Source organism: Acinetobacter sp. 24-47-39, assembly GCF_056783825.1.
Map to the genome: position 1 here is coordinate 1 of NZ_JBWYIP010000013.1, position 17,986 is coordinate 17,986.

Below are 17,986 nucleotides of genomic sequence, written 5' to 3' on the forward strand. Positions count from 1 at the left end.
AGAGCGAAGACCAAAGCAAAGCCGCGGCCTTCAAACAAGCGATCATGCTTTTGGCTTCACCAAGTTCAATTGCCGTAGAAAGTAACGAAGACATCCACCTCAGTGCAGATGGACAGATCAACCAAATTGCACAAGGAAGCATCAACACCAGTACCCAAGACAGCATACTTAGCCATGCCAGCAAAAAGATCAGCTTATTTGCCGCTCAAGAAGGAGCACGACTGTATGCAGGGAAAGGGAAGATTGAGATTCAAGCTCAAGGGGATGGTGCTGACCTGATTGCAAGAAAGGGGGTGCAGATTATTTCGACGGAGGCAAATGTCGACATCACCAGTGCGAAAGAAATTGTACTGACCGCAGGTGGTTCACAGCTAAAAATAAATGCTTCAGGGGTATTTCCTACGACTGGCGGTAAGTTTGAGGTTAAGGCAGGACAGCATTTGTTTGTGGGGGGAGCAGACGTTGGATTTAATATGCAAGGACTACCTGCATATGAAATATATAATGAAAAATTCCAAATCCTTTTGCCGTCGGGTGAGCCTATGAAGTTTATTGACTATAAGGTTTCTACGAGTGATCAAGAATTTATTGCACAAGCGGATAATAAAGGTAAATCTAAACGTATTAATACCAAAGGCGAAGAAGGTTTAACATTGAATTTAAACTGGATGACTTTAGAGGTAGTTGAGAGCGAAGGAGATGTGGAATAATGGGAGGTGATCTAGACTGGAAAAGTAATACCAATACGACTGAAAATAGTTGCAAAATAGCACAGTGTGATTGTTTGACTTTTTGGGAAGTATATCAGCAAGTAGCGATGCAGCGTCTTTCAAATTTAAAAGATGCTAAACAAAACTTATATAGACTTGAAGAAGGTTATGAAGCACGAGCAAGAAGAATAGCGGCAGCATACGCTAAAATTTTCTTAGAAAAAGAGATAAATGGTAATGTAAATTTAAAAGGTCGTTATTACTGGATGGGTTTGGGTGCATTTGCATCTAAAACAGTTGCTAATGTTTTTGATCATTGGGGAAGTCAGACAGGTTATTCTGCTCCTATTATTGTAGATACTATAAAAGAACCAATCGATCTTTTTGCTTTAGGGAATTTGTGGCTATTTATGGATATTGCCCCTTGGCATTATGCTTGGAGCACTTCATCAAAAACCTTTGATAGTTGTAGAACCCAAAGAAATATTTCAAAATTTACTCATATAAAAAAAGAAGTCATGAATCTACCATGGTCAAGTTGTTTGCCAGAGATTAATTACTTAGGAAGTACAAAGCAAATCAAAAATGCTTTTGCTTTGTTGCCTGAAATAGAGGCTATTTTTTTACAAGCAAAATCTGAAAAGCAAAAATATACTAATGCTAAAACTCAATTATTTGCTCATTTAATGGCTATTGCAGTTCAGGAACAATTTAATATCTTGCAACCTGTTGTTTGGAATAAGGCTTCCGCGAAATGGGGGGCAGAGAAGCAAAGAAGCTGGTATATGGGCTGGGCAATGCCAGATGCAACCTTAGTTTTGTCAAGCGATTATGATGTGGATGAAGTTAAAGAGGGCTGGTTCTCTAGTAGTGATAAGGCTAAGCGAGCTAGCGAACTGCCTGAAGAAGTTTATATTTCACCTTTTAGTGATACAAAGGCGGAGAATTACGATAGTCGTATGATTTGGATTAAAAAAGCCGCTGAAAAATATCACCGTTTAATGTTGGATGATAAAGGGCGTGCCTTTTTACATCAGGAATTAAAAACAATAACGGGGTGGAGTCAGAGCAAAGCAAACTTTCTCTTTGGAATACATCCAAGTAGTAATGAAGGGAAAAAATAACGATTTTTTTAACAAAAGTTTCAATATGAAAAATTATCTAAGTTTAATTTTTGGATTTTCGATATGTTGCCTATTATTGGCATGTACTCCAAATACGAAAAGTGAAGGAAATGAAATCATGCCACCACAAAGTGCTATTTTACATTTTGGACAGCAAGGTTTAAAAGATTTTGTTCAATATAGTAATGCGCCGATAGACCGCCAACCTGCGGGGATGAGTTTTTTGTCACTAGATTGGAGACCGCCCAAACTGGGACAGGTTAAAATTGTGACTGAAAAAAGTAACTTTGAAATTGATAATGTTATTAGTGTAATGGGGACGCAAGTTGCGCGAATGGGCAATGATGGTGTTTTGATTATGGATGTAACCGCTAGTTTACATGCTAATGAATATACGACTAGAGAAGATGCATATAACGCTTATGTCAAACTTATGAAGCAAATGAATGAGAAAAACTGGAAACAGTACTATTTACCTTTTACTGAACGTATAGATAAACAAGATAATCTAAAATATATGAGAAAGCATATGGGGAAGGTTATTGATCCAAGCTATATTTTAAGTTTTAAAGAGTGGCAAGAAATGTTGAATATGACCAATGATCATATGTTTTTTGATTTATATAATAGTAATATTAATTTAGGAATATCTCTTTCTAGAACTCATAAAGACGATGAAAAAGAACAATATGTTGTTAGATATGGTTTTGAGCACTTTAGATATAGTGGTTTTAATGCTATTTCTAACTCAGATGAAATGACAGCAGAACAGTTAAAACAAGCCTTTTTAGATGAAAGAAGAGACAATGAAAAAGATCGTAAATTTAGGGAAGAAAAAATTAAACTGGAAGGCTATCATATTGATGACAGCTATGTAGACCCTGATGTTTGGCAATATATGCAATAGGATATTTGGTGGGCTTTGTTTCACAAAGTTGTTTGTTAGGTTTAATTTAGCAATATAATTGTGAGACGAGTAAGCCCACACTTAAAATCTATTCGACATCCAACTGGCCTAATTACAATAAAAAGTTTTAATTAATCGTGGAAATATTTCGATTTGTTTCGATCTTCAGACTCAATGGTGCACAAAATTACTGCAGTAGTTTCGCTAAGAAAAAATGCAAACCTAGGAAAGATAAAAACTGAGTTCCTAGACGTTTAACTGTTTTCAGTAATTCATTCCGTTCTAAAGATCTCAATTGCTTATCTTTCCAAGGCTTTGCATTCTTCCTAGGTGGAATGACTGCATGTGCATCTCGATCTAAAATGACTTGTCTGCAGTGCTTCGTGTCATAAGCACCATCGGTATAGACCGAATCAATTCGTTCATCTAAGGGAATTTGAGAAAGTAAATCACCGAGTACTTGCGAATCGCTCACATTGTTTGTAGTGAGTTGTACTGCACGTATTTGTAGGGTTTTAGCATCGATACCAATATGAAGCTTACGCCATTGGCGACGATATTCAGGTCCATGTTTCTTACGTTTCCACTCACCCTCACCTAGAAACTTCAAGCCAGTTGAGTCTACGAGTAGATGTAGCCCATCGCTACTTTTTTGATAGCTAATCGCAATATCAATATACTTTTGCCTTCTCCGTATGGTCGAATAATCTGGCGCTATCCAATTTAATCCAGAGAGTTTAATCAAGCTTTGAACAAAACCTGTGACCATGCGTAAAGAGAGTCTGAATAAAGATTTGATCATTAAACAGCATTGAATAGCGGTGTCTGAGTAAGTTTGACTTCGACCTTGCTGGGCTTGTGGTTGTGCATACTACTGAGTGTTTGGATCAAACCAAATGGAAATATTTCCTCGGTTAATAAGGGCACGATTGTAGGAAGACCAGTTAGTGGTACGATAGATTTTAGGAGTAGGTTTATTCATTTTGAAATTATAGGACTGAATAAATCTTCTAGGCTAGGTTTGTGCAACAAAGCCACTTTAAATCTAAAGTAAATGGGTTATTTGTTAATAGTTGTGATGAATCAATTATATATCAAAATTATTATTGTAGCTGGCTTGTTTTTAATAATTTAGTAAATAGGTTGCATCGCTTTAACGATAACTAAAACTAGTTAAAGGTGAAGTAATAGATAATATTAGTGGTTTTTTATTTGATATATTAGATATTTTCGTAAATCAAAATTAGGTAATCCGAAATAAATAGTAGAGTTCAAAATATTTATTTGGGGTGAAAAAAATCATGACTTTATCTGAATTATGTAGTCAAATTTTCGGAATTTATGTTGTGAGTAGATAGTTATGAAAAAAATAATATATTGGGAATTATATTTTCAGTATTTTTATAATAGCATGCAGCCACAAGCTTGCTTTTAATAAAATTGATCTTAAGCAAGCTGAATTAAATAAATATTATAAAGAAACAATAAAAATTGAAGATATTAATATTTTAGATATCAGTTTTTATACAAATTTGCCTAGTAGCTCAGGACTTGATATCACAATTGAAGGAGATTCTCCATTTGATAAAAACTTAATAAGTATACAAGGTGTTCCAAAAGTTGAAGGTAGTTACGAAATTGTAATTAAAGGTGAGTTTAGAGGTGGTATTATGGATGGAGTCACCGAATTTAATAAAAAATATAATTTAATTATAAAATAATATTATTAATATCTTGGATTGTGTCTTTATATAGTATATTACGGTCTATTATAGATGGATTTAGAAGGAACATTACTTAAAATAAATTGAATAACAATCTTATTGATTAGCCATTTTATCTAAATAATATAAAAAAACCCGCTTACGCGGGTTTTTTGATCTCAAACGAGATTACATATTCGGATAGTTCGGACCACCCGCACCCTCAGGTACAACCCAAGTAATATTTTGTGACGGATCTTTAATATCACAAGTCTTACAGTGAACACAGTTCGCAGCATTAATTTGGAAACGCTTAGAACCATCATCATTTTCCATGATTTCGTATACGCCAGCAGGGCAGTAACGCTGAGCAGGCTCATCCCATTGAGGAAGGTTAACGTTTACTGGAATTGATGGATCAGTTAATTTTAAATGCGCTGGCTGATTTTCTTCGTGTACTGTATTCGAAACAAACACTGAAGATAAACGGTCAAATGTAAGCTTACCATCTGGTTTTGAATAGTTTGGTTTGAAGTTCACTGCATCAACAGTTTTTAAAGCACTGTAATCAGGTGTCAAATCACGTAAAGTGAACGGAACTTTAAATACATTTTGATCGATAAAGTTGAATGCGCCACCGAAGAATGTACCAAACTTATGCATTGCAGGGCCAAAGTTACGAGCATTATATAACTCTTCTTTTAACCAACTGTTGTTAAATTTCTCTGTATATGACGTTAACTCTTTAGCAAAGAAATCTTCGCCTTCAGTTACACGAGCAATTGCAAGGTCGCCGCCTTTTTCTACACCAGCTTTAATTGCTTCAAATACAGCCTCACCACATAACATGCCTGATTTCATAGCAGTGTGTGAACCTTTAATTTTTGCAAAGTTCAAGAAGCCAGCATCATCACCAATTAAGCTTCCACCTGGGAAGGTGAATTTAGGAAGAGAGTTAAAACCACCTTTAACTACTGCACGTGCACCGTAAGAAATACGTTTACCGCCTTCCAATACATCTTTAATTAATGGATGTGTTTTCCAACGTTGCATTTCCATGAATGGATACATATGAGGGTTTTGGTAAGATAAGTCGACAATCATACCCAATGATACTTGGTTATTTTCAGCGTGATATAACCACCAACCACCAGATGAACCAGTTTCAGTTAAAGGCCAACCCGCACCGTGCATGACTTTACCTGGTTTGTGCTTCGCTGGATCGATTTCCCAAAGTTCTTTAATACCGATACCGTAATGTTGAGGATCAGCGTCTTTATCTAAGCCGAATTGAGCGATTAGCCGTTTACCTAAGTGACCACGGCAGCCTTCAGCGAATAAAGTGTATTTCGCATGGAGCTCATAGCCTGGTGTAAAGTTATGTGTTGGCTCACCATCTTTACCAATACCCATATCACCTGTTTGGATACCTTTTACAGTACCATCAGCATGATACAGAATTTCCGCTGCTGCGAAGCCCGGGAAAATGGATACTTCAAGCTCTTCAGCTTTTTGTCCTAACCAGCGTACGACGTTACCCAGAGAGATGACATAGTTACCGTCGTTGTGCATAGTTTTAGGCACAAAAGCATGAGGCATTTTTTGAGATTTTTGATCTGAAAGAAGGAAGTACGTTTCATCTTCTGTAACAGGTACGTTTAAAGGCGCACCTTCTTCTTTCCAATTTGGGAACAATTCATTAATAGCGCGTGGTTCAAGCACAGCACCAGAAAGAATATGCGCACCTACTTCAGAGCCTTTTTCAACGACACATACAGATAAATCGTTGAGGTTGTTTTCAATTGCAAGTTGACGGATTTTGATCGCAGCTGAAAGACCCGCAGGGCCCGCTCCAACGATTACAACGTCAAACTCCATCGATTCACGTTCGATGTGTTCCATAAAGGACTCCTCATAAAGTAAAGGGTGGCAACCGATAATTCCGACGGTGCTGCCATGAGTGTTCTTAGTTGCAGGTACAATTTTGCTCTCGTACCTTTTATATATTTTGCGCTAGTATAGGTTCAAACCTTGATCAAGCCAATTGGCTGAGTCGCTTTATTTTCCGTCAGCAGGGCATAAACCATGGTAAAACAAAATGATTCTATAACAGCACAGCCTGATTCACTTGTACCTGATGATAAAAACTTAATCAATATCGTACAATATCTAAAAGATGCACAGTCAAGTCACAAAAGGTCAATCCCACCTCTTGAACAATGGAACCCAAAGCATTGTGGCTCAATGGATTTGAAAGTAAAAGCGAATGGTGAATGGTGGCACGAAGGTCAATTGATTAAAAGACAAAGCCTCATTGACCTATTCTCGACAGTACTGTGGAAAGAAGACAACAAATTTTACTTAAAAACACCCGTTGAGCAAATCGAAATTGAAGTCGAAGATGAACCTTTATTGGTCAATCAGGTAGATCAAGTCGAGATTCAAGGGCTTTCCTATCTACAGCTAACAACGACCACTCAAGATCTCATTATTGTGGATCAAGATCATCCAATCTTTATGCGTGATTTTCAAGGAGAGATGCGTCCTTATGTGCATGTGCGCTTTGGCATCAACGCATTGATACAACGTTCAGCTTTTTTTCATTTAGTTGAAATGGGGGAGTTGAGCGAAAATGAGCAAGGTGAATCAGTTTTGAATTTAAAAAGTGGTAATCTGCTATTGCAATTAGGGACTTGAGGTTTAAGCTTAGCCCATTCATTTAAGCATTATAAAAGTAGTCGTTGAGATGTCTGCAATTTTACCCCAACCGAGCTCTAATGAGCCTATGCCTCATGCACTTGAACATGCCCCTATTGGGATTTTCGACTCGGGTATTGGTGGTTTATCTGTTGCATTGGAAATAGCAAAATATTTACCCAATGAGCATATCCTTTACTATGCAGATACAGCTCATGTCCCTTATGGTCCGCGCGAAGATCAAGATATTCGTCAGCTCACAGCACATGCAATCGAGTGGTTGTATCGTCAAGGATGTAAAGTTGCGGTTGTTGCGTGTAATACGGCATCAGCTTTTAGTCTGGATTACTTAAGGACGCATTATGGTGAGCGATTTCCGATCATTGGGTTGGTTCCTGCGTTAAAACCTGCAGTGTTACAGACACAGTCTAAAGTGGTAGCTGTATTGGCGACTCCAGCGACTTTTAGAGGCCAGTTAATCAAGGATGTAATGCAGAATTTTGCAGATCCTTTAGGCGTTAAAGTTCATCAAGTCACCAGTTTGGATTTGGTTCCTTTCGTGGAAGCTGGGCAACAAAATTCGCAAGCCTGTATTGCAACATTACAACGAGTACTTGATCCCGTCATGCAAGATCAAGCCGATTATTTGGTGTTGGGTTGTACGCATTATCCATTTTTAAAATCTGCAATTGAGCATCTTTATGCAGAGCGACTGACTTTGGTTGATTCTGGATTTGCTGTTGCACGCCAAACAGCAAGAGTCCTTATCAAAAATAAATTCAATGCAACTCAACCATATGACAAATCAGTGCAGTTACGTTGTGTCGTCAGTGGCGGAAATGCGCTTGAACTTCAGCCTGTACTTCAAAATATGATCGGGCATGAAATACTATGGTCAATTGAAAATTTAACTGATACATTCGAAGAAGAATGATCAATATCAAGCTATATATTTTAAGCCTTATGAGTAAGGCATTTTTACCTAGATGCAGGATTGGATTAAGGCATGCTAGATAAGCGTTACCAAGTGTTTATTACAACTTCTGGTAAAGAGATGCAGCCAGAGCGTATGGTTGTGTCTCAAACGCTGATCGGTATGGGTTTTTTTTCATGGGGTTTAGAACAAAGAACACCTGTAACAACCGCTTTTGCACGCCGTCAAATTGATGATTGTGATTATGTACTTCTGCTTTTAGGAAGCCAGTATGGTGAGCAATCTGTCTCTGGTATTAGTTACATGCACTTGGAATATATCTATGCCGTGACTAAGCAAAAGCCCATTATTGTATTTATGCATGAACAGCCAGAATCGCGTGAGGAGCATTTACGAGAGCATGAAGTGGATCTTCAACAGCGCTTTCAAAATTTCCGTCAACAGATCATTCGAGAAGTTGATCAGGTCGTATTTTTTAAAAGTGCTCGTGAATTAGAGCTAGCACTCAGGTCTCATATGCCTCAAATGCTTGAACGTTACCCTGTTTTGGGTTGGGTAAGACCACAAAGCATTCAAGCAAAACAAGATGAGATTGATCGATTAAGAGCTCAGCTGGCACAAGCAAAAATGGAACAAGCCAAATCTGAAGTCGATCCTTTTCTATCTTTGCCTAGAATAGAGTGGGATGATCAATTCAGTTTTGATTATCGTATGCATGCCTATGTTGATAGTCATTTTAAAGAAATTATTTGTATACGTTCCATGCGATGGCATGAAATTTATACTGTTCTTGAGTCTCAATTTTCCCAAGCAACACCAGAAGATTTTTATTCTAAAGTGTTGAATCAGTATTTGACTGATACGGGGCTGGTCGATGCTCAATTGCAACTTCCTAAGGCACATATGGTATCTAGAGCACAGATTAATGTACGTGCATTGCATACCATCAAGCAACAAATGCGTAATAATGAATGGATCGTTCCTGTAGGACGAGATGATCGTCAGCGGATGTTATGGAAATGCATGAATAAATAGATCAAGTTCATATGATAGTTTTTCTCTTTCATTCACATTTTAAAAAGCAATCATAAAATCACGCCGAATTTACTTAGACTCTGATAAAGTATTTCTTAATTAAACAGTGAATTGATGTGGATCAGATGTCTGAGTTAAAGCCGAAAATCACCGTAATTATTGCCAACTTGGGAACACCAGATGCCCCTACAGTGCCTGCGGTACGAACTTTTCTAAAACAGTTTTTATCTGATCAGCGTGTGATTGAGATTCCATCGTTTTTGTGGAAAATTATCTTACATTGTTTTGTTTTACCATTTCGACCAAAGCATGTTTCTGAAGCATATGCGCAGGTGTGGAATGGAGATTCCCCTATGCGTGAAATTCTGTTGAAGCAAACAGATTTAATCCGTCAAAAAGTTATTCAAGATTATCCAGATTTTGATGTTCAGGTCGTTCCTGCGATGACTTATGGTCATCCTAGTATTCATGAGGTTCTAAAAAAACTTACTCAGACACCGCAAGATCACGTCATTTTATTTCCACTTTTTCCTCAATATTCAGCGACATCTACAGCACCTTTGTATGATGCATTGGCGAAATGGGTTTTAACGCAGAGAAATTTACCTGGCTTAAGTTTAATACGCGATTATTATCAACATCCAAAATTTATTCAGGCTTTGGCAAAGAGTGTTCAGGTTTTTCAGGCGCAACACGGTAAAGCGGAAAAATTATTAATGTCTTTCCATGGGATTCCTCAGCCTTATGCAGATAAAGGTGATCCATATGCCGACCGTTGTAGAGTTACAGCGAAAAAAGTCGCAGAGGCTCTGGGATTACGTGACGATGAATGGGCTATCAGTTTCCAATCACGATTCGGTAAACAAGAGTGGGTCAAGCCATATACAGATGCGTTGCTGACTGAGTGGGGACAACAAGGAGTTCAATCTGTCCATGTTCTCAGCCCTGCTTTTTCAGCAGATTGCTTAGAGACTTTAGAAGAGTTGGCTGTGGAAAATGCCGAAACCTTTAAAACAGCGGGCGGGAAAGACTATGCCTATATTCCAGCGTTAAACACTGATGTAGCACATATTGATTTGTTGGTCGATTTAGTAGAAGCTCAACTGGATGCACTCAAGATTACCCTCCAACATTCTGCGTAAATTTAAAGGTTCCTATGCTTCAAGTTAAAATTATTCCTGTGACAGCATTTCAGCAAAATTGTTCATTGGTTTGGGATCAAGAGACCAAAGAAGCTGTGTTAATTGATGCAGGTGGTGAGCCTGAAAAAATTATGCAAGTTGTGCAAGAGTTAGACTTAACAGTGAAGGAGCTATGGTTAACTCATGGTCATCTTGATCATGCTGGTGCGGTCGGAGCATTGGCGAGAGAGTGGGGTATTCCAGTAATTGGTCCTCATAAAGAAGATGCATTTTGGTTAGATATGATTCAGGAAGTTTCAGCACGATATGGGTTTCCGATACCTGAACCTGTTGTGGTTGATCAGTGGCTTGAAGGTGGTGAAACTTTAAAATTAGGGGATGAATCCTTTGAGGTTCGATTCGCTCCCGGTCATACGCCTGGCCACGTCATGTTCTATAATGCTAACTATGGCTTGTTATGGACTGGCGATGTTCTTTTCAAGGGTTCAATTGGTCGAACAGATTTTCCCAAGGGAAATCATCAACAGTTGCTAGATTCCATTGAGAGAGAATGTTTTAGTTTGCCAGATGAAACACAGTTTATTTCAGGGCATGGTCCAATCAGTACCATTGGCTATGAGAAAAAGTTTAACCCGTTTGTGGCAGGTAAAGCTGGTTAATTAAAAACGAAAAAAGTGATCTCGATTGATGTCATTCAATTCCCAAAAGAGAAGGGCAGCGGCTAACACAAATAGTGCAGAGATTAAAATCAAGACGAAATCATGTTGATAAATGCCTAGACCTGCAAAAAGGAGGCCTAGGCAAGTTAAAATTATACTGAGTGTGAATGTGAATTTATAAAGTCTCATGTATTTATGAAAGTAGAATTGTTGTTTTAATGTGATTGTTATCACAATATCACAACACAAACTTAAATAAAATCACATTTATTGAGTTTTCTTAAAAAAGCTAATTTTTTGTTTGTGTAAATATAATTGAATTATTCTTTTAATATTGAGCAAAGTTGGCATTATTCATGATATTCCCCTTGATCAGCTTGAGGAGAATCCTGTGTCGGAAGGCGATATTCATCATTTGCCCAAGCCCCTAAATCGATAAGTTTGCATCGTTCAGAACAAAATGGACGAAATTCATTGCCAGTCCATTGACTAGGCTGTCCACAGCGTGGGCACGGAAATGTTTTTGGCATAAATCAATCCTAGTAAAATAAAACAGCTAAAATAGGCAAAAGCATCTAGAGTTGCTAGACTTGTCGCGTTTTCATAAGTTTGATCTGATTATGCCGATTCGTCAATTTCAAGCACAGCGTATGCATGCGCCACGCGACTTTCTACCGATTCTAGCTGAACCACTATGTGTTGAGATTGGGGCGGGTAAAGGTAAACATGCTTTATTGTTTGCGCAACAAAATCCGCAAAGACAACTAATCGCGATTGAACGAACTAGAGAAAAATTTCTAGCGATGCAAAAACAGCATCAACTAGAGGGACAAACCAATTTGCGACCTGTACATGCAGATGCAATCCCTTGGATCGTACATGCGCTATTTCCACAGCAAGTTGAAGATTTTTTTATTTTATATCCGAATCCTGAACCTCATAATCCAGCGCAACGTTGGTTGAATATGCCTTTTTTTGAATTTTTACTGTCTCGATTGCAACCGAATGGTACGATCACTTTAGCCAGCAATATTCCTGAATATATTGACGAGGCAGAGCAACAACTGCTTAATGTCTGGAACCTTTCTTATGTTAAAGAACGAATCTCTTCAACTTCGGCAAGAACGCATTTTGAAGTAAAGTATCTAGAGCGTGGTGAATTATGCCAGCAGTTGATTATTCAAAAACCTGAAGCGTACCAAACTCGCTTCGATCACTTTATGCCTCTGCAAGGGCAAATGCCGATCTCTTCTGAAAATCAACAAACGAATAATCTATGAATTTGGAATATTCAAAGCGAATCGCAATCGTAGGCGCAGGTCCAGCAGGTTTAATGGCTGCTGAAGTTTTATCTGCTCATCCTGCATTTGAAGTTCATATTTTTGAACAAAAGCCTTCAGCTGCACGTAAATTTTTGATGGCAGGTAAAACAGGTTTAAATATTTCTCATGCCGAACCTATCGATCAATTTATTGGTCGTTATGATCATGCCGAATGGCTTGCACCTTGGGTAAAAAAATGGGATGCGCGTTGGATTCGAAATTGGATGAAAAACCTTGGGATTGAATCCTATGTTGGAAGCTCTGGTCGTATATTTCCCAATGAAATGAAAGCAGCTCCATTACTGCGTGCTTGGTTAAAAAGTTTAGTAGATACCAAGGTCAATTTTCATTATCGGCATCAAATTACCGCGCTTAATCAAAATGAACTGACAGTTTTTGATACTCAATCCAATTCAATACGAACTGAGCAATTTGATGCGATTGTATTGGCGTGTGGCGCTGTGTCATGGGCGCAGTTGGGTAGTGATGGGGCTTGGCAGTCATGGTTGGCTAAAGAAGAGTTAAAAGCCTTTTCCCCGAGTAATGCTGGTGTAGTCAGAGCTTGGTCTTCGTATATGGAACCTATATTTGGCTCGCCACTCAAACGAGTTGAAGCTTGGGTGGATCATCAGCCCAAAGCTAAGGGGGATATCGTGATCACCCATTATGGTTTGGAGAGTGGGTTGGTCTATAAGCATGGTCGGGCACTTCGAACACAATTGCAATATCAAGATTCCATGGTTTTAAATTTAGATTTACTGCCAGAATTATCTGAGCATGAAATCATCTCTAAACTTAAGAATGCTAAGAAGCAAAGTATTAATAATATTTGGCGAAAATTGGGATTAGACACTGCAAAGTCAAATTTATTACGTGAATTGACCCCAAAGCATGATTGGGCGATTGCAGAGAAAATGGCTCAGCATATTAAACATTTATCTATCAAACTAGATGGTTTTAGACCCATTGAAGAAGCCATTAGCTGCGCAGGTGGTGTACGGGAAATTGCCTTGACTAAACAGTTACAGTTGAAAAGTAATCCAATTGTTTTCTGCTGTGGAGAGATGTTGGATTGGGATGCCCCGACAGGTGGTTATTTACTTACAGCATGTTTTGCAACAGGTCGAGCAGCAGGATTAGGTGTAATTGAATACCTAAATAAAACTGTTGAAAAAGACTAGCCAAGCGCTAGTCTTTATTTATGATTATTTCGCAGTGAGTGCATTTCCTTCAAATTTAATGCCATCCCATCCATGAATCATGAATTGACGGATATTTTGATGATCTGATGCTTCAGGTGTCGCCAGAACAGAAGCGTAGTGTTCTGCAAAAAGCTGTAATGTTTGTTCTTGAGAAAGACCATTTAATTTGGCAAAGGAAAAAACTTTAGCACTCCCTTGATTTTCATTACTGGCATTATATTGTTGACCATTACTAAATGCGGTTGGCGTATGTGTATAACTTGCTTCAATAAATGAAATTACGTCGGCAAATTTTGCTTCGCCATTTTTTAATTGTTCCAATAATGCTTGAGCCATAATTGAGTCCTTACACGTTTAAATTTGCTACATCTTAACGAAAAAACGCGTGAATCCAAGACAATAATTCGTTACTTTTTAAGGTAAAAATATGATCAATACATGAGAACGGACATAATATGAGTTGGTTATGGGTAGCATGTGGTGGAGCGATTGGTGCAACACTTCGATATATGACCAGTATGTGGTTCATGCAAAATGCAGATCAATTTCCATGGGCAACTTGGATTGTGAATATCTTGGGCTGTGTTCTAGCAGGGGGATTTTTTGCATTCAGTTTACAATATCCTGTATTACAACATGAGGCTCGCCTATTTTTTATGGTTGGCATATTAGGTGGTTTTACCACATTCTCAAGTTTTGGCTTGGAAACTTTTCAATTGATAAAATCTGGGCAATACAATTTGGCACTGATGTATGTTGTGAGTAGTATCATGATTGGACTCTTGGGATTGGTTTTGAGTTTTTTCTTTACTCAATTTTATTTAACCAATAAATAACGATAAGAATAAAAAAAAGCCTAAATTGGAGGAGTAAATTTAGGCTTTAAAATAGTGAGAGTCGAAATTTTTTTTATTTACGTTTAAAGCGACCGAAACGCTTATTGAAACTTGCCACACGACCTTCATTATTGGCCTGACGGACCTCACCAGTATAGAAAGGGTGCGAAGCACTTGAAATATCTAGCGTGACATAGGGGTAAGTTTTCCCTTGATATTCTTTTGTTTGCTTTGACTGAATCGTACTACCGATGATGAAATACTGATCTGCGTTGGTATCATGAAACAGTACTTCATGGTATTCAGGATGAATATTGGGACGCATGAAAACACTCCGAATTATTTATATAATGTTATAATATAACATAACAATAATGAGGATTGTAAGGTCTTGTTAGTTTTTTCAAATCGGAACGAGCGTTTCAAACAAATCATTGAGATTGTCATCGACCTTTAAGTTAATCAGATTCCAATAGTGTCCAGAAATCGTACGATTGACCATTAATGTGTCTGGAGAGGGCTTAAATGTATCCCAATACTTAAGTGATTTTTTCACTAAAATGACGCCATCATGATGAGATGAGTTTTCAGCAAAATTGTATTGAGTGGTAAGGGGTCTGAGCAACACTTCTAACCATTGTTTGTAAAGTTCCTCAGGGAATTTTCCTGTTTCAGCAAGAGCATCCAACGCGAATAGATGTTGTTCAATCTCTTGGATATTTTCAGCACGACCAGCGCGAACTAATTTTTTAAATCGATCCACCAGTTCAGCAGATAAGGTTTTAACACCACCAAAATCATAGATGATGACACTACCATCTGAGCGGAAAGCAAAATTGCCAGGATGCGGATCACAATGAAAGCGTTTTAGATAGAAAATCTGATGGCCAAGAGCCTGAATTAGTCGACGACCAATTTCGTTACGTGTTTCAAGCGGCCAAGTGCTTGCGGTTTCAATATTGTCACCTGCTTCTAAGCTCAATGTAAGAACTCGTCTGCTGGAATAATCTTTGAAAACTTGTGGGATAATAATTTTAGAATCCAATGCTTGATGGAAGGTTCTAAATACCTCTAAATTTTGCGCTTCAATTTCATAGTTGAGCTCTTCGTGTAAGCTGTCTTGAATTTCTGCAAATAATCGATCTTGTAATTTTTTATCGACTTTTAATACACCCATCAAACGTAAAGCCAAGCGGACTTGTTTTAAATCGCTTTCGCATGCTTCATCTACGCCTGGGTACTGTACTTTTACAACGACTTCTTGGCCATTTTTTAAGGTTGCTTTATGAACTTGCCCAATCGAAGCTGCTGCAAAAGGTTGTTCATCAAATGTTTTAAAAACATCTAACAGTGGCTGACCAAGTTCTTTTTCAACTTGTTGCTTGATTTGCTGGAAGGGCATCGCAGGGGCTTGACGTTGTAATTTAGCAATAGCCTTTGCGACTTCAGGCGGGAAAATATCTTTGTATTGTGATGCAATTTGACCAACTTTCATTACAGCACCTTTCATTTCCCCAAGGGTGTCTGCAATTTGAACACCAATGTCTTGAAAGAGCTTACTGCGTGCTTCGTTTTTTTTATCATCATCTGCATTAAAGGTGCGGATAGAGTTGGACACGGTTTTAGTAGCAATACTTGCAGTCATACCTGCGAGTTTCATGAAACGACGGCCGGGAGAGCTCGCTTTGTTTGCCATGAGTTGAGAACCTCGATTCATTATTTTCATCTTCTGATTTGATCATAGGCGACAAATCAAAAGATGCATATTTGAAATTGTTAATGAGTTGTAAGTAAATGATTGGCATAAAAAAATAAATCCCGAGCATTCGGGATTTATTGTTCATGATGATTGACTACGCTCAAGTCGCTGATTATTCATATATAAACGTCCGAGTAAGAGTACACAGGCAATACTTAACCCCACGATCAATCCAATCCATACACCCGCAGGGCCAATGTTGGTAAATCTAGAGAGATATACGCCTACAGGGAATGCAATCACCCAATAGGCAAGCATAGTAATCCACATAGGACCCTTCGTATCTTGCATGCCTCTTAGACATCCTGCAGCACTGATTTGCCAAGCGTCCATCAGTTGGTAAGCAACAGCGAATAGAACCAAGTAAACCGCAATTTGAGTCACCAATACATCAGAGGTATATAACGCGACAATTTGATGGCGGAAGACCCACAATAAAACCATGGTCATTACTGCCAGTACAGTACTTGTTGCTAAACCCAACCATTGGACTTTACGCATAGATTGGTAATCCTTTTCACCATAATATGTTCCCACTCGGATGGTAAGTGCGATCGCGAGAGACATCGGGATCATAAATAATTGTGACGTAATGGAGATGGCGATCTGATGCGCTGCTACCGTAATTTCACCCAATGGACTCAATACAATTGCTGCAGTACTGAAAATACTGACTTCAAAGAAGATAGCCAATCCAATTGGGAAACCTAAAGCAAGGATGCGTTTTAACCAGTAGCGATCAATTTTTTCAAAATGACTAAAGGGTTGGGTTTTTTGATATGCCTGATTATTCAAGATATACAATGCCAACGTGATCAGCATCAGCCACTGTAGAATTGCCGTTGCAAATCCACATCCAGCACTTCCCAATGCAGGAATTGGACCTAGACCATACATAAACACAAAATTAAGCGGAATAAGTACGACTAAGGCCATTAAACTGATCACAGTCACTGGGCGTGGATTACCAATCGCCTCAGAGTATCCTCGTAGTGCAGCAAACATGGTGACCGCTGGCATACCGAATCCAATCGCATGTAAAAATAGGCCAGCTTTATGGTGAAGTGACTCTGGAACGCCAAGAAGAGGAAGCGTATAGGGGAGAATCTGTAAGACTAGACCAGCAATAATCCCGAGAACTAAAGCAACCCATAATGCTTGTCGTGTAATAGTGGCAATTTTCTCTGGAGTCCTCGCACCGTTTGCTTCAGCAACCAACGGCGTTGTTGCAATCATAATACCGCTAAATAGCAACATGACAGGAATCCAAAGACCTACCCCGACAGCAATTGCCGCTAAGTCTAATGCAGATAAATGTCCTGCCATAATAGTATCAATCAGTCCTAATCCTGCTTGCGAAAATTGCGTAATCAAGATTGGGATCATGAGATGAAATAGTTTTTTTAATTCATAACTGATGTTGGAAGTTGCAGTCACATTAGACACAAAAATTACTCATCGTTTTTATGTGCTTAGAATGAAGGTTTAGCGTTGTAAAGTGAGAAGCACACCTATAAAAATCACCACGCCACCCAAAATGCGCTGCCAATTAATGGCAATTTTTTCTGTACCTAAAATTCCAAAATGGTCGACTATCATGGACATAACAATCTGTCCAAAAATAATTAATGCCGATAAGGTTAAGAAACCTAATTTAGGTGCGGAATAAATACTAATACTGATGGCATAAACACCTAAAAAACCGCCAAGCCAAAGATGCCAAGGAATTTGTACAATTTCGCTCAATTGTGGTTTTTCAGTCTGTTGAAAAAAAACCAGTATTGCGAGAACTATTGTACCAATCAAAAATGATAAAAGTGCAGCTTGTAATGGAGAATATAAATATTCACGTAATTGTGTGTTAATCGCAGTTTGGAAGGTCATTGCGATTCCGATCCCTAGCGCTAAAGGGATAAAGAATAAAAATTGGCTCGCGACTTTAAACATAAATGCACC

18 protein-coding genes and 1 pseudogene are annotated in these 17,986 nt (G+C 38.4%); 11 read left to right on the forward strand and 8 right to left on the reverse strand.

Annotation, left to right across the window (positions count from 1 at the left end; translation table 11 throughout):
* From AC1M9C_RS11800 to AC1M9C_RS11810, 3 genes are all read left to right on the forward strand, one after another.
* Nucleotides 1-710: DUF2345 domain-containing protein (locus AC1M9C_RS11800; RefSeq protein WP_481953770.1), on the forward strand; the 710-nt coding region annotated here is incomplete at its 5' end.
* Nucleotides 710-1,834: a DUF2515 family protein gene (locus AC1M9C_RS11805; protein WP_481586761.1), complete on the forward strand. Its 1,125-nt coding sequence runs from the start codon at nucleotides 710-712 to the stop codon at nucleotides 1,832-1,834. The genes AC1M9C_RS11800 and AC1M9C_RS11805, both read left to right, overlap by 1 nt.
* Before the next feature lie 118 nt (nucleotides 1,835-1,952).
* Entirely contained in the window at nucleotides 1,953-2,741 is a 789-nt protein-coding gene (locus tag AC1M9C_RS11810) for a hypothetical protein (RefSeq protein ID WP_481586762.1), read from the forward strand.
* A 187-nt stretch (nucleotides 2,742-2,928) separates the two neighbouring features.
* Here the strand turns inward: AC1M9C_RS11810 and AC1M9C_RS11815 are convergent.
* Nucleotides 2,929-3,723 (reverse strand): annotated as a pseudogene (locus AC1M9C_RS11815) (IS5 family transposase).
* Between the two features lie 910 nt (nucleotides 3,724-4,633).
* Nucleotides 4,634-6,346 carry an electron transfer flavoprotein-ubiquinone oxidoreductase gene (locus AC1M9C_RS11820; protein WP_481586763.1) on the reverse strand — a complete coding sequence of 571 codons (1,713 nt, stop codon included), beginning with the start codon at nucleotides 6,344-6,346 and terminating at the stop codon, nucleotides 4,634-4,636.
* 183 nt (nucleotides 6,347-6,529) lie between these two features.
* Between AC1M9C_RS11820 and AC1M9C_RS11825 the strand changes: the two genes are divergently transcribed.
* The 5 genes from AC1M9C_RS11825 to AC1M9C_RS11845 all read left to right on the forward strand — a co-directional run bounded on the left by AC1M9C_RS11825 (nucleotide 6,530) and on the right by AC1M9C_RS11845 (nucleotide 10,911).
* The gene (locus AC1M9C_RS11825; protein ID WP_092768147.1) at nucleotides 6,530-7,141 is read left to right on the forward strand and encodes a DUF1285 domain-containing protein; all 612 of its coding nucleotides are present in this window, start codon (nucleotides 6,530-6,532) and stop codon (nucleotides 7,139-7,141) included.
* A 49-nt stretch (nucleotides 7,142-7,190) separates the two neighbouring features.
* Nucleotides 7,191-8,075 (forward strand): glutamate racemase, encoded by an 885-nt coding sequence (murI, locus tag AC1M9C_RS11830; RefSeq protein ID WP_092768145.1) that lies wholly within the window; start codon nucleotides 7,191-7,193, stop codon nucleotides 8,073-8,075.
* 72 nt (nucleotides 8,076-8,147) lie between these two features.
* Nucleotides 8,148-9,110, forward strand: coding sequence for a DUF4062 domain-containing protein (locus AC1M9C_RS11835; protein WP_481586764.1), 963 nt, complete (start codon nucleotides 8,148-8,150; stop codon nucleotides 9,108-9,110).
* A gap of 125 nt (nucleotides 9,111-9,235) precedes the next feature.
* Nucleotides 9,236-10,252 carry a ferrochelatase gene (hemH, locus tag AC1M9C_RS11840; RefSeq protein WP_481953771.1) on the forward strand — a complete coding sequence of 339 codons (1,017 nt, stop codon included), beginning with the start codon at nucleotides 9,236-9,238 and terminating at the stop codon, nucleotides 10,250-10,252.
* 14 nt (nucleotides 10,253-10,266) lie between these two features.
* Nucleotides 10,267-10,911: an MBL fold metallo-hydrolase gene (locus AC1M9C_RS11845; RefSeq protein WP_092768141.1), complete on the forward strand. Its 645-nt coding sequence runs from the start codon at nucleotides 10,267-10,269 to the stop codon at nucleotides 10,909-10,911.
* A gap of 350 nt (nucleotides 10,912-11,261) precedes the next feature.
* Here AC1M9C_RS11845 and AC1M9C_RS11850 read toward each other — a convergent pair whose 3' ends face one another.
* Nucleotides 11,262-11,441 (reverse strand): DNA gyrase inhibitor YacG, encoded by a 180-nt coding sequence (locus tag AC1M9C_RS11850; protein WP_035264978.1) that lies wholly within the window; start codon nucleotides 11,439-11,441, stop codon nucleotides 11,262-11,264.
* An 84-nt stretch (nucleotides 11,442-11,525) separates the two neighbouring features.
* Between AC1M9C_RS11850 and AC1M9C_RS11855 the strand changes: the two genes are divergently transcribed.
* Together AC1M9C_RS11855 and AC1M9C_RS11860 are read left to right on the forward strand one after the other, a co-directional pair.
* Nucleotides 11,526-12,191 (forward strand): class I SAM-dependent methyltransferase, encoded by a 666-nt coding sequence (locus tag AC1M9C_RS11855; protein WP_481609218.1) that lies wholly within the window; start codon nucleotides 11,526-11,528, stop codon nucleotides 12,189-12,191.
* Entirely contained in the window at nucleotides 12,188-13,414 is a 1,227-nt protein-coding gene (locus AC1M9C_RS11860; protein WP_481596526.1) for a TIGR03862 family flavoprotein, read from the forward strand. The genes AC1M9C_RS11855 and AC1M9C_RS11860 overlap by 4 nt, the downstream gene beginning before the upstream one ends.
* A 24-nt stretch (nucleotides 13,415-13,438) precedes the next feature.
* Here AC1M9C_RS11860 and AC1M9C_RS11865 read toward each other — a convergent pair whose 3' ends face one another.
* Nucleotides 13,439-13,771, reverse strand: coding sequence for a HopJ type III effector protein (locus AC1M9C_RS11865; protein WP_481953772.1), 333 nt, complete (start codon nucleotides 13,769-13,771; stop codon nucleotides 13,439-13,441).
* Between the two features lie 119 nt (nucleotides 13,772-13,890).
* Here AC1M9C_RS11865 and crcB point away from each other — a divergent pair, with 119 nt between their 5' ends.
* A complete protein-coding gene (gene crcB / locus AC1M9C_RS11870; RefSeq protein ID WP_481608150.1) occupies nucleotides 13,891-14,271 on the forward strand; it encodes a fluoride efflux transporter CrcB in 381 nt (126 codons plus the stop codon).
* A 73-nt stretch (nucleotides 14,272-14,344) separates the two neighbouring features.
* Here the strand turns inward: crcB and AC1M9C_RS11875 are convergent, their stop codons facing one another.
* The 4 genes from AC1M9C_RS11875 to AC1M9C_RS11890 all read right to left on the reverse strand — a co-directional run bounded on the left by AC1M9C_RS11875 (nucleotide 14,345) and on the right by AC1M9C_RS11890 (nucleotide 17,977).
* On the reverse strand, nucleotides 14,345-14,596 hold the full coding sequence (locus AC1M9C_RS11875; RefSeq protein WP_035264993.1) for a type B 50S ribosomal protein L31: 252 nt from the start codon (nucleotides 14,594-14,596) through the stop codon (nucleotides 14,345-14,347).
* 78 nt (nucleotides 14,597-14,674) lie between these two features.
* On the reverse strand, nucleotides 14,675-15,967 hold the full coding sequence (locus tag AC1M9C_RS11880) for an ABC1 kinase family protein (RefSeq protein WP_481608175.1): 1,293 nt from the start codon (nucleotides 15,965-15,967) through the stop codon (nucleotides 14,675-14,677).
* 144 nt (nucleotides 15,968-16,111) lie between these two features.
* On the reverse strand, nucleotides 16,112-17,416 hold the full coding sequence (locus AC1M9C_RS11885; RefSeq protein WP_481610329.1) for an MATE family efflux transporter: 1,305 nt from the start codon (nucleotides 17,414-17,416) through the stop codon (nucleotides 16,112-16,114).
* 99 nt (nucleotides 17,417-17,515) lie between these two features.
* On the reverse strand, nucleotides 17,516-17,977 hold the full coding sequence (locus tag AC1M9C_RS11890; RefSeq protein WP_035264998.1) for a DMT family transporter: 462 nt from the start codon (nucleotides 17,975-17,977) through the stop codon (nucleotides 17,516-17,518).
* Nucleotides 17,978-17,986: the final 9 nt, after the last annotated feature.

Bases quoted from the DNA above. Each gene is read 5' to 3' on its own strand.
- AC1M9C_RS11810 (WP_481586762.1), top strand. From the start codon at position 1,953: ATGCCACCACAAAGTGCTATTTTACATTTTGGACAGCAAGGTTTAAAA.
- AC1M9C_RS11850 (WP_035264978.1), bottom strand. From the start codon at position 11,441: ATGCCAAAAACATTTCCGTGCCCACGCTGTGGACAGCCTAGTCAATGG.
- AC1M9C_RS11860 (WP_481596526.1), top strand. From the start codon at position 12,188: ATGAATTTGGAATATTCAAAGCGAATCGCAATCGTAGGCGCAGGTCCA.
- AC1M9C_RS11875 (WP_035264993.1), bottom strand. From the start codon at position 14,596: ATGCGTCCCAATATTCATCCTGAATACCATGAAGTACTGTTTCATGAT.
- AC1M9C_RS11885 (WP_481610329.1), bottom strand. From the start codon at position 17,416: ATGATCCCAATCTTGATTACGCAATTTTCGCAAGCAGGATTAGGACTG.
- AC1M9C_RS11880 (WP_481608175.1), bottom strand. From the start codon at position 15,967: ATGGCAAACAAAGCGAGCTCTCCCGGCCGTCGTTTCATGAAACTCGCA.
- AC1M9C_RS11820 (WP_481586763.1), bottom strand. From the start codon at position 6,346: ATGGAACACATCGAACGTGAATCGATGGAGTTTGACGTTGTAATCGTT.
- murI (WP_092768145.1), top strand. From the start codon at position 7,191: ATGTCTGCAATTTTACCCCAACCGAGCTCTAATGAGCCTATGCCTCAT.
- AC1M9C_RS11835 (WP_481586764.1), top strand. From the start codon at position 8,148: ATGCTAGATAAGCGTTACCAAGTGTTTATTACAACTTCTGGTAAAGAG.
- AC1M9C_RS11825 (WP_092768147.1), top strand. From the start codon at position 6,530: ATGGTAAAACAAAATGATTCTATAACAGCACAGCCTGATTCACTTGTA.
- AC1M9C_RS11865 (WP_481953772.1), bottom strand. From the start codon at position 13,771: ATGGCTCAAGCATTATTGGAACAATTAAAAAATGGCGAAGCAAAATTT.
- AC1M9C_RS11805 (WP_481586761.1), top strand. From the start codon at position 710: ATGGGAGGTGATCTAGACTGGAAAAGTAATACCAATACGACTGAAAAT.
- AC1M9C_RS11890 (WP_035264998.1), bottom strand. From the start codon at position 17,977: ATGTTTAAAGTCGCGAGCCAATTTTTATTCTTTATCCCTTTAGCGCTA.
- AC1M9C_RS11845 (WP_092768141.1), top strand. From the start codon at position 10,267: ATGCTTCAAGTTAAAATTATTCCTGTGACAGCATTTCAGCAAAATTGT.
- crcB (WP_481608150.1), top strand. From the start codon at position 13,891: ATGAGTTGGTTATGGGTAGCATGTGGTGGAGCGATTGGTGCAACACTT.
- hemH (WP_481953771.1), top strand. From the start codon at position 9,236: ATGTCTGAGTTAAAGCCGAAAATCACCGTAATTATTGCCAACTTGGGA.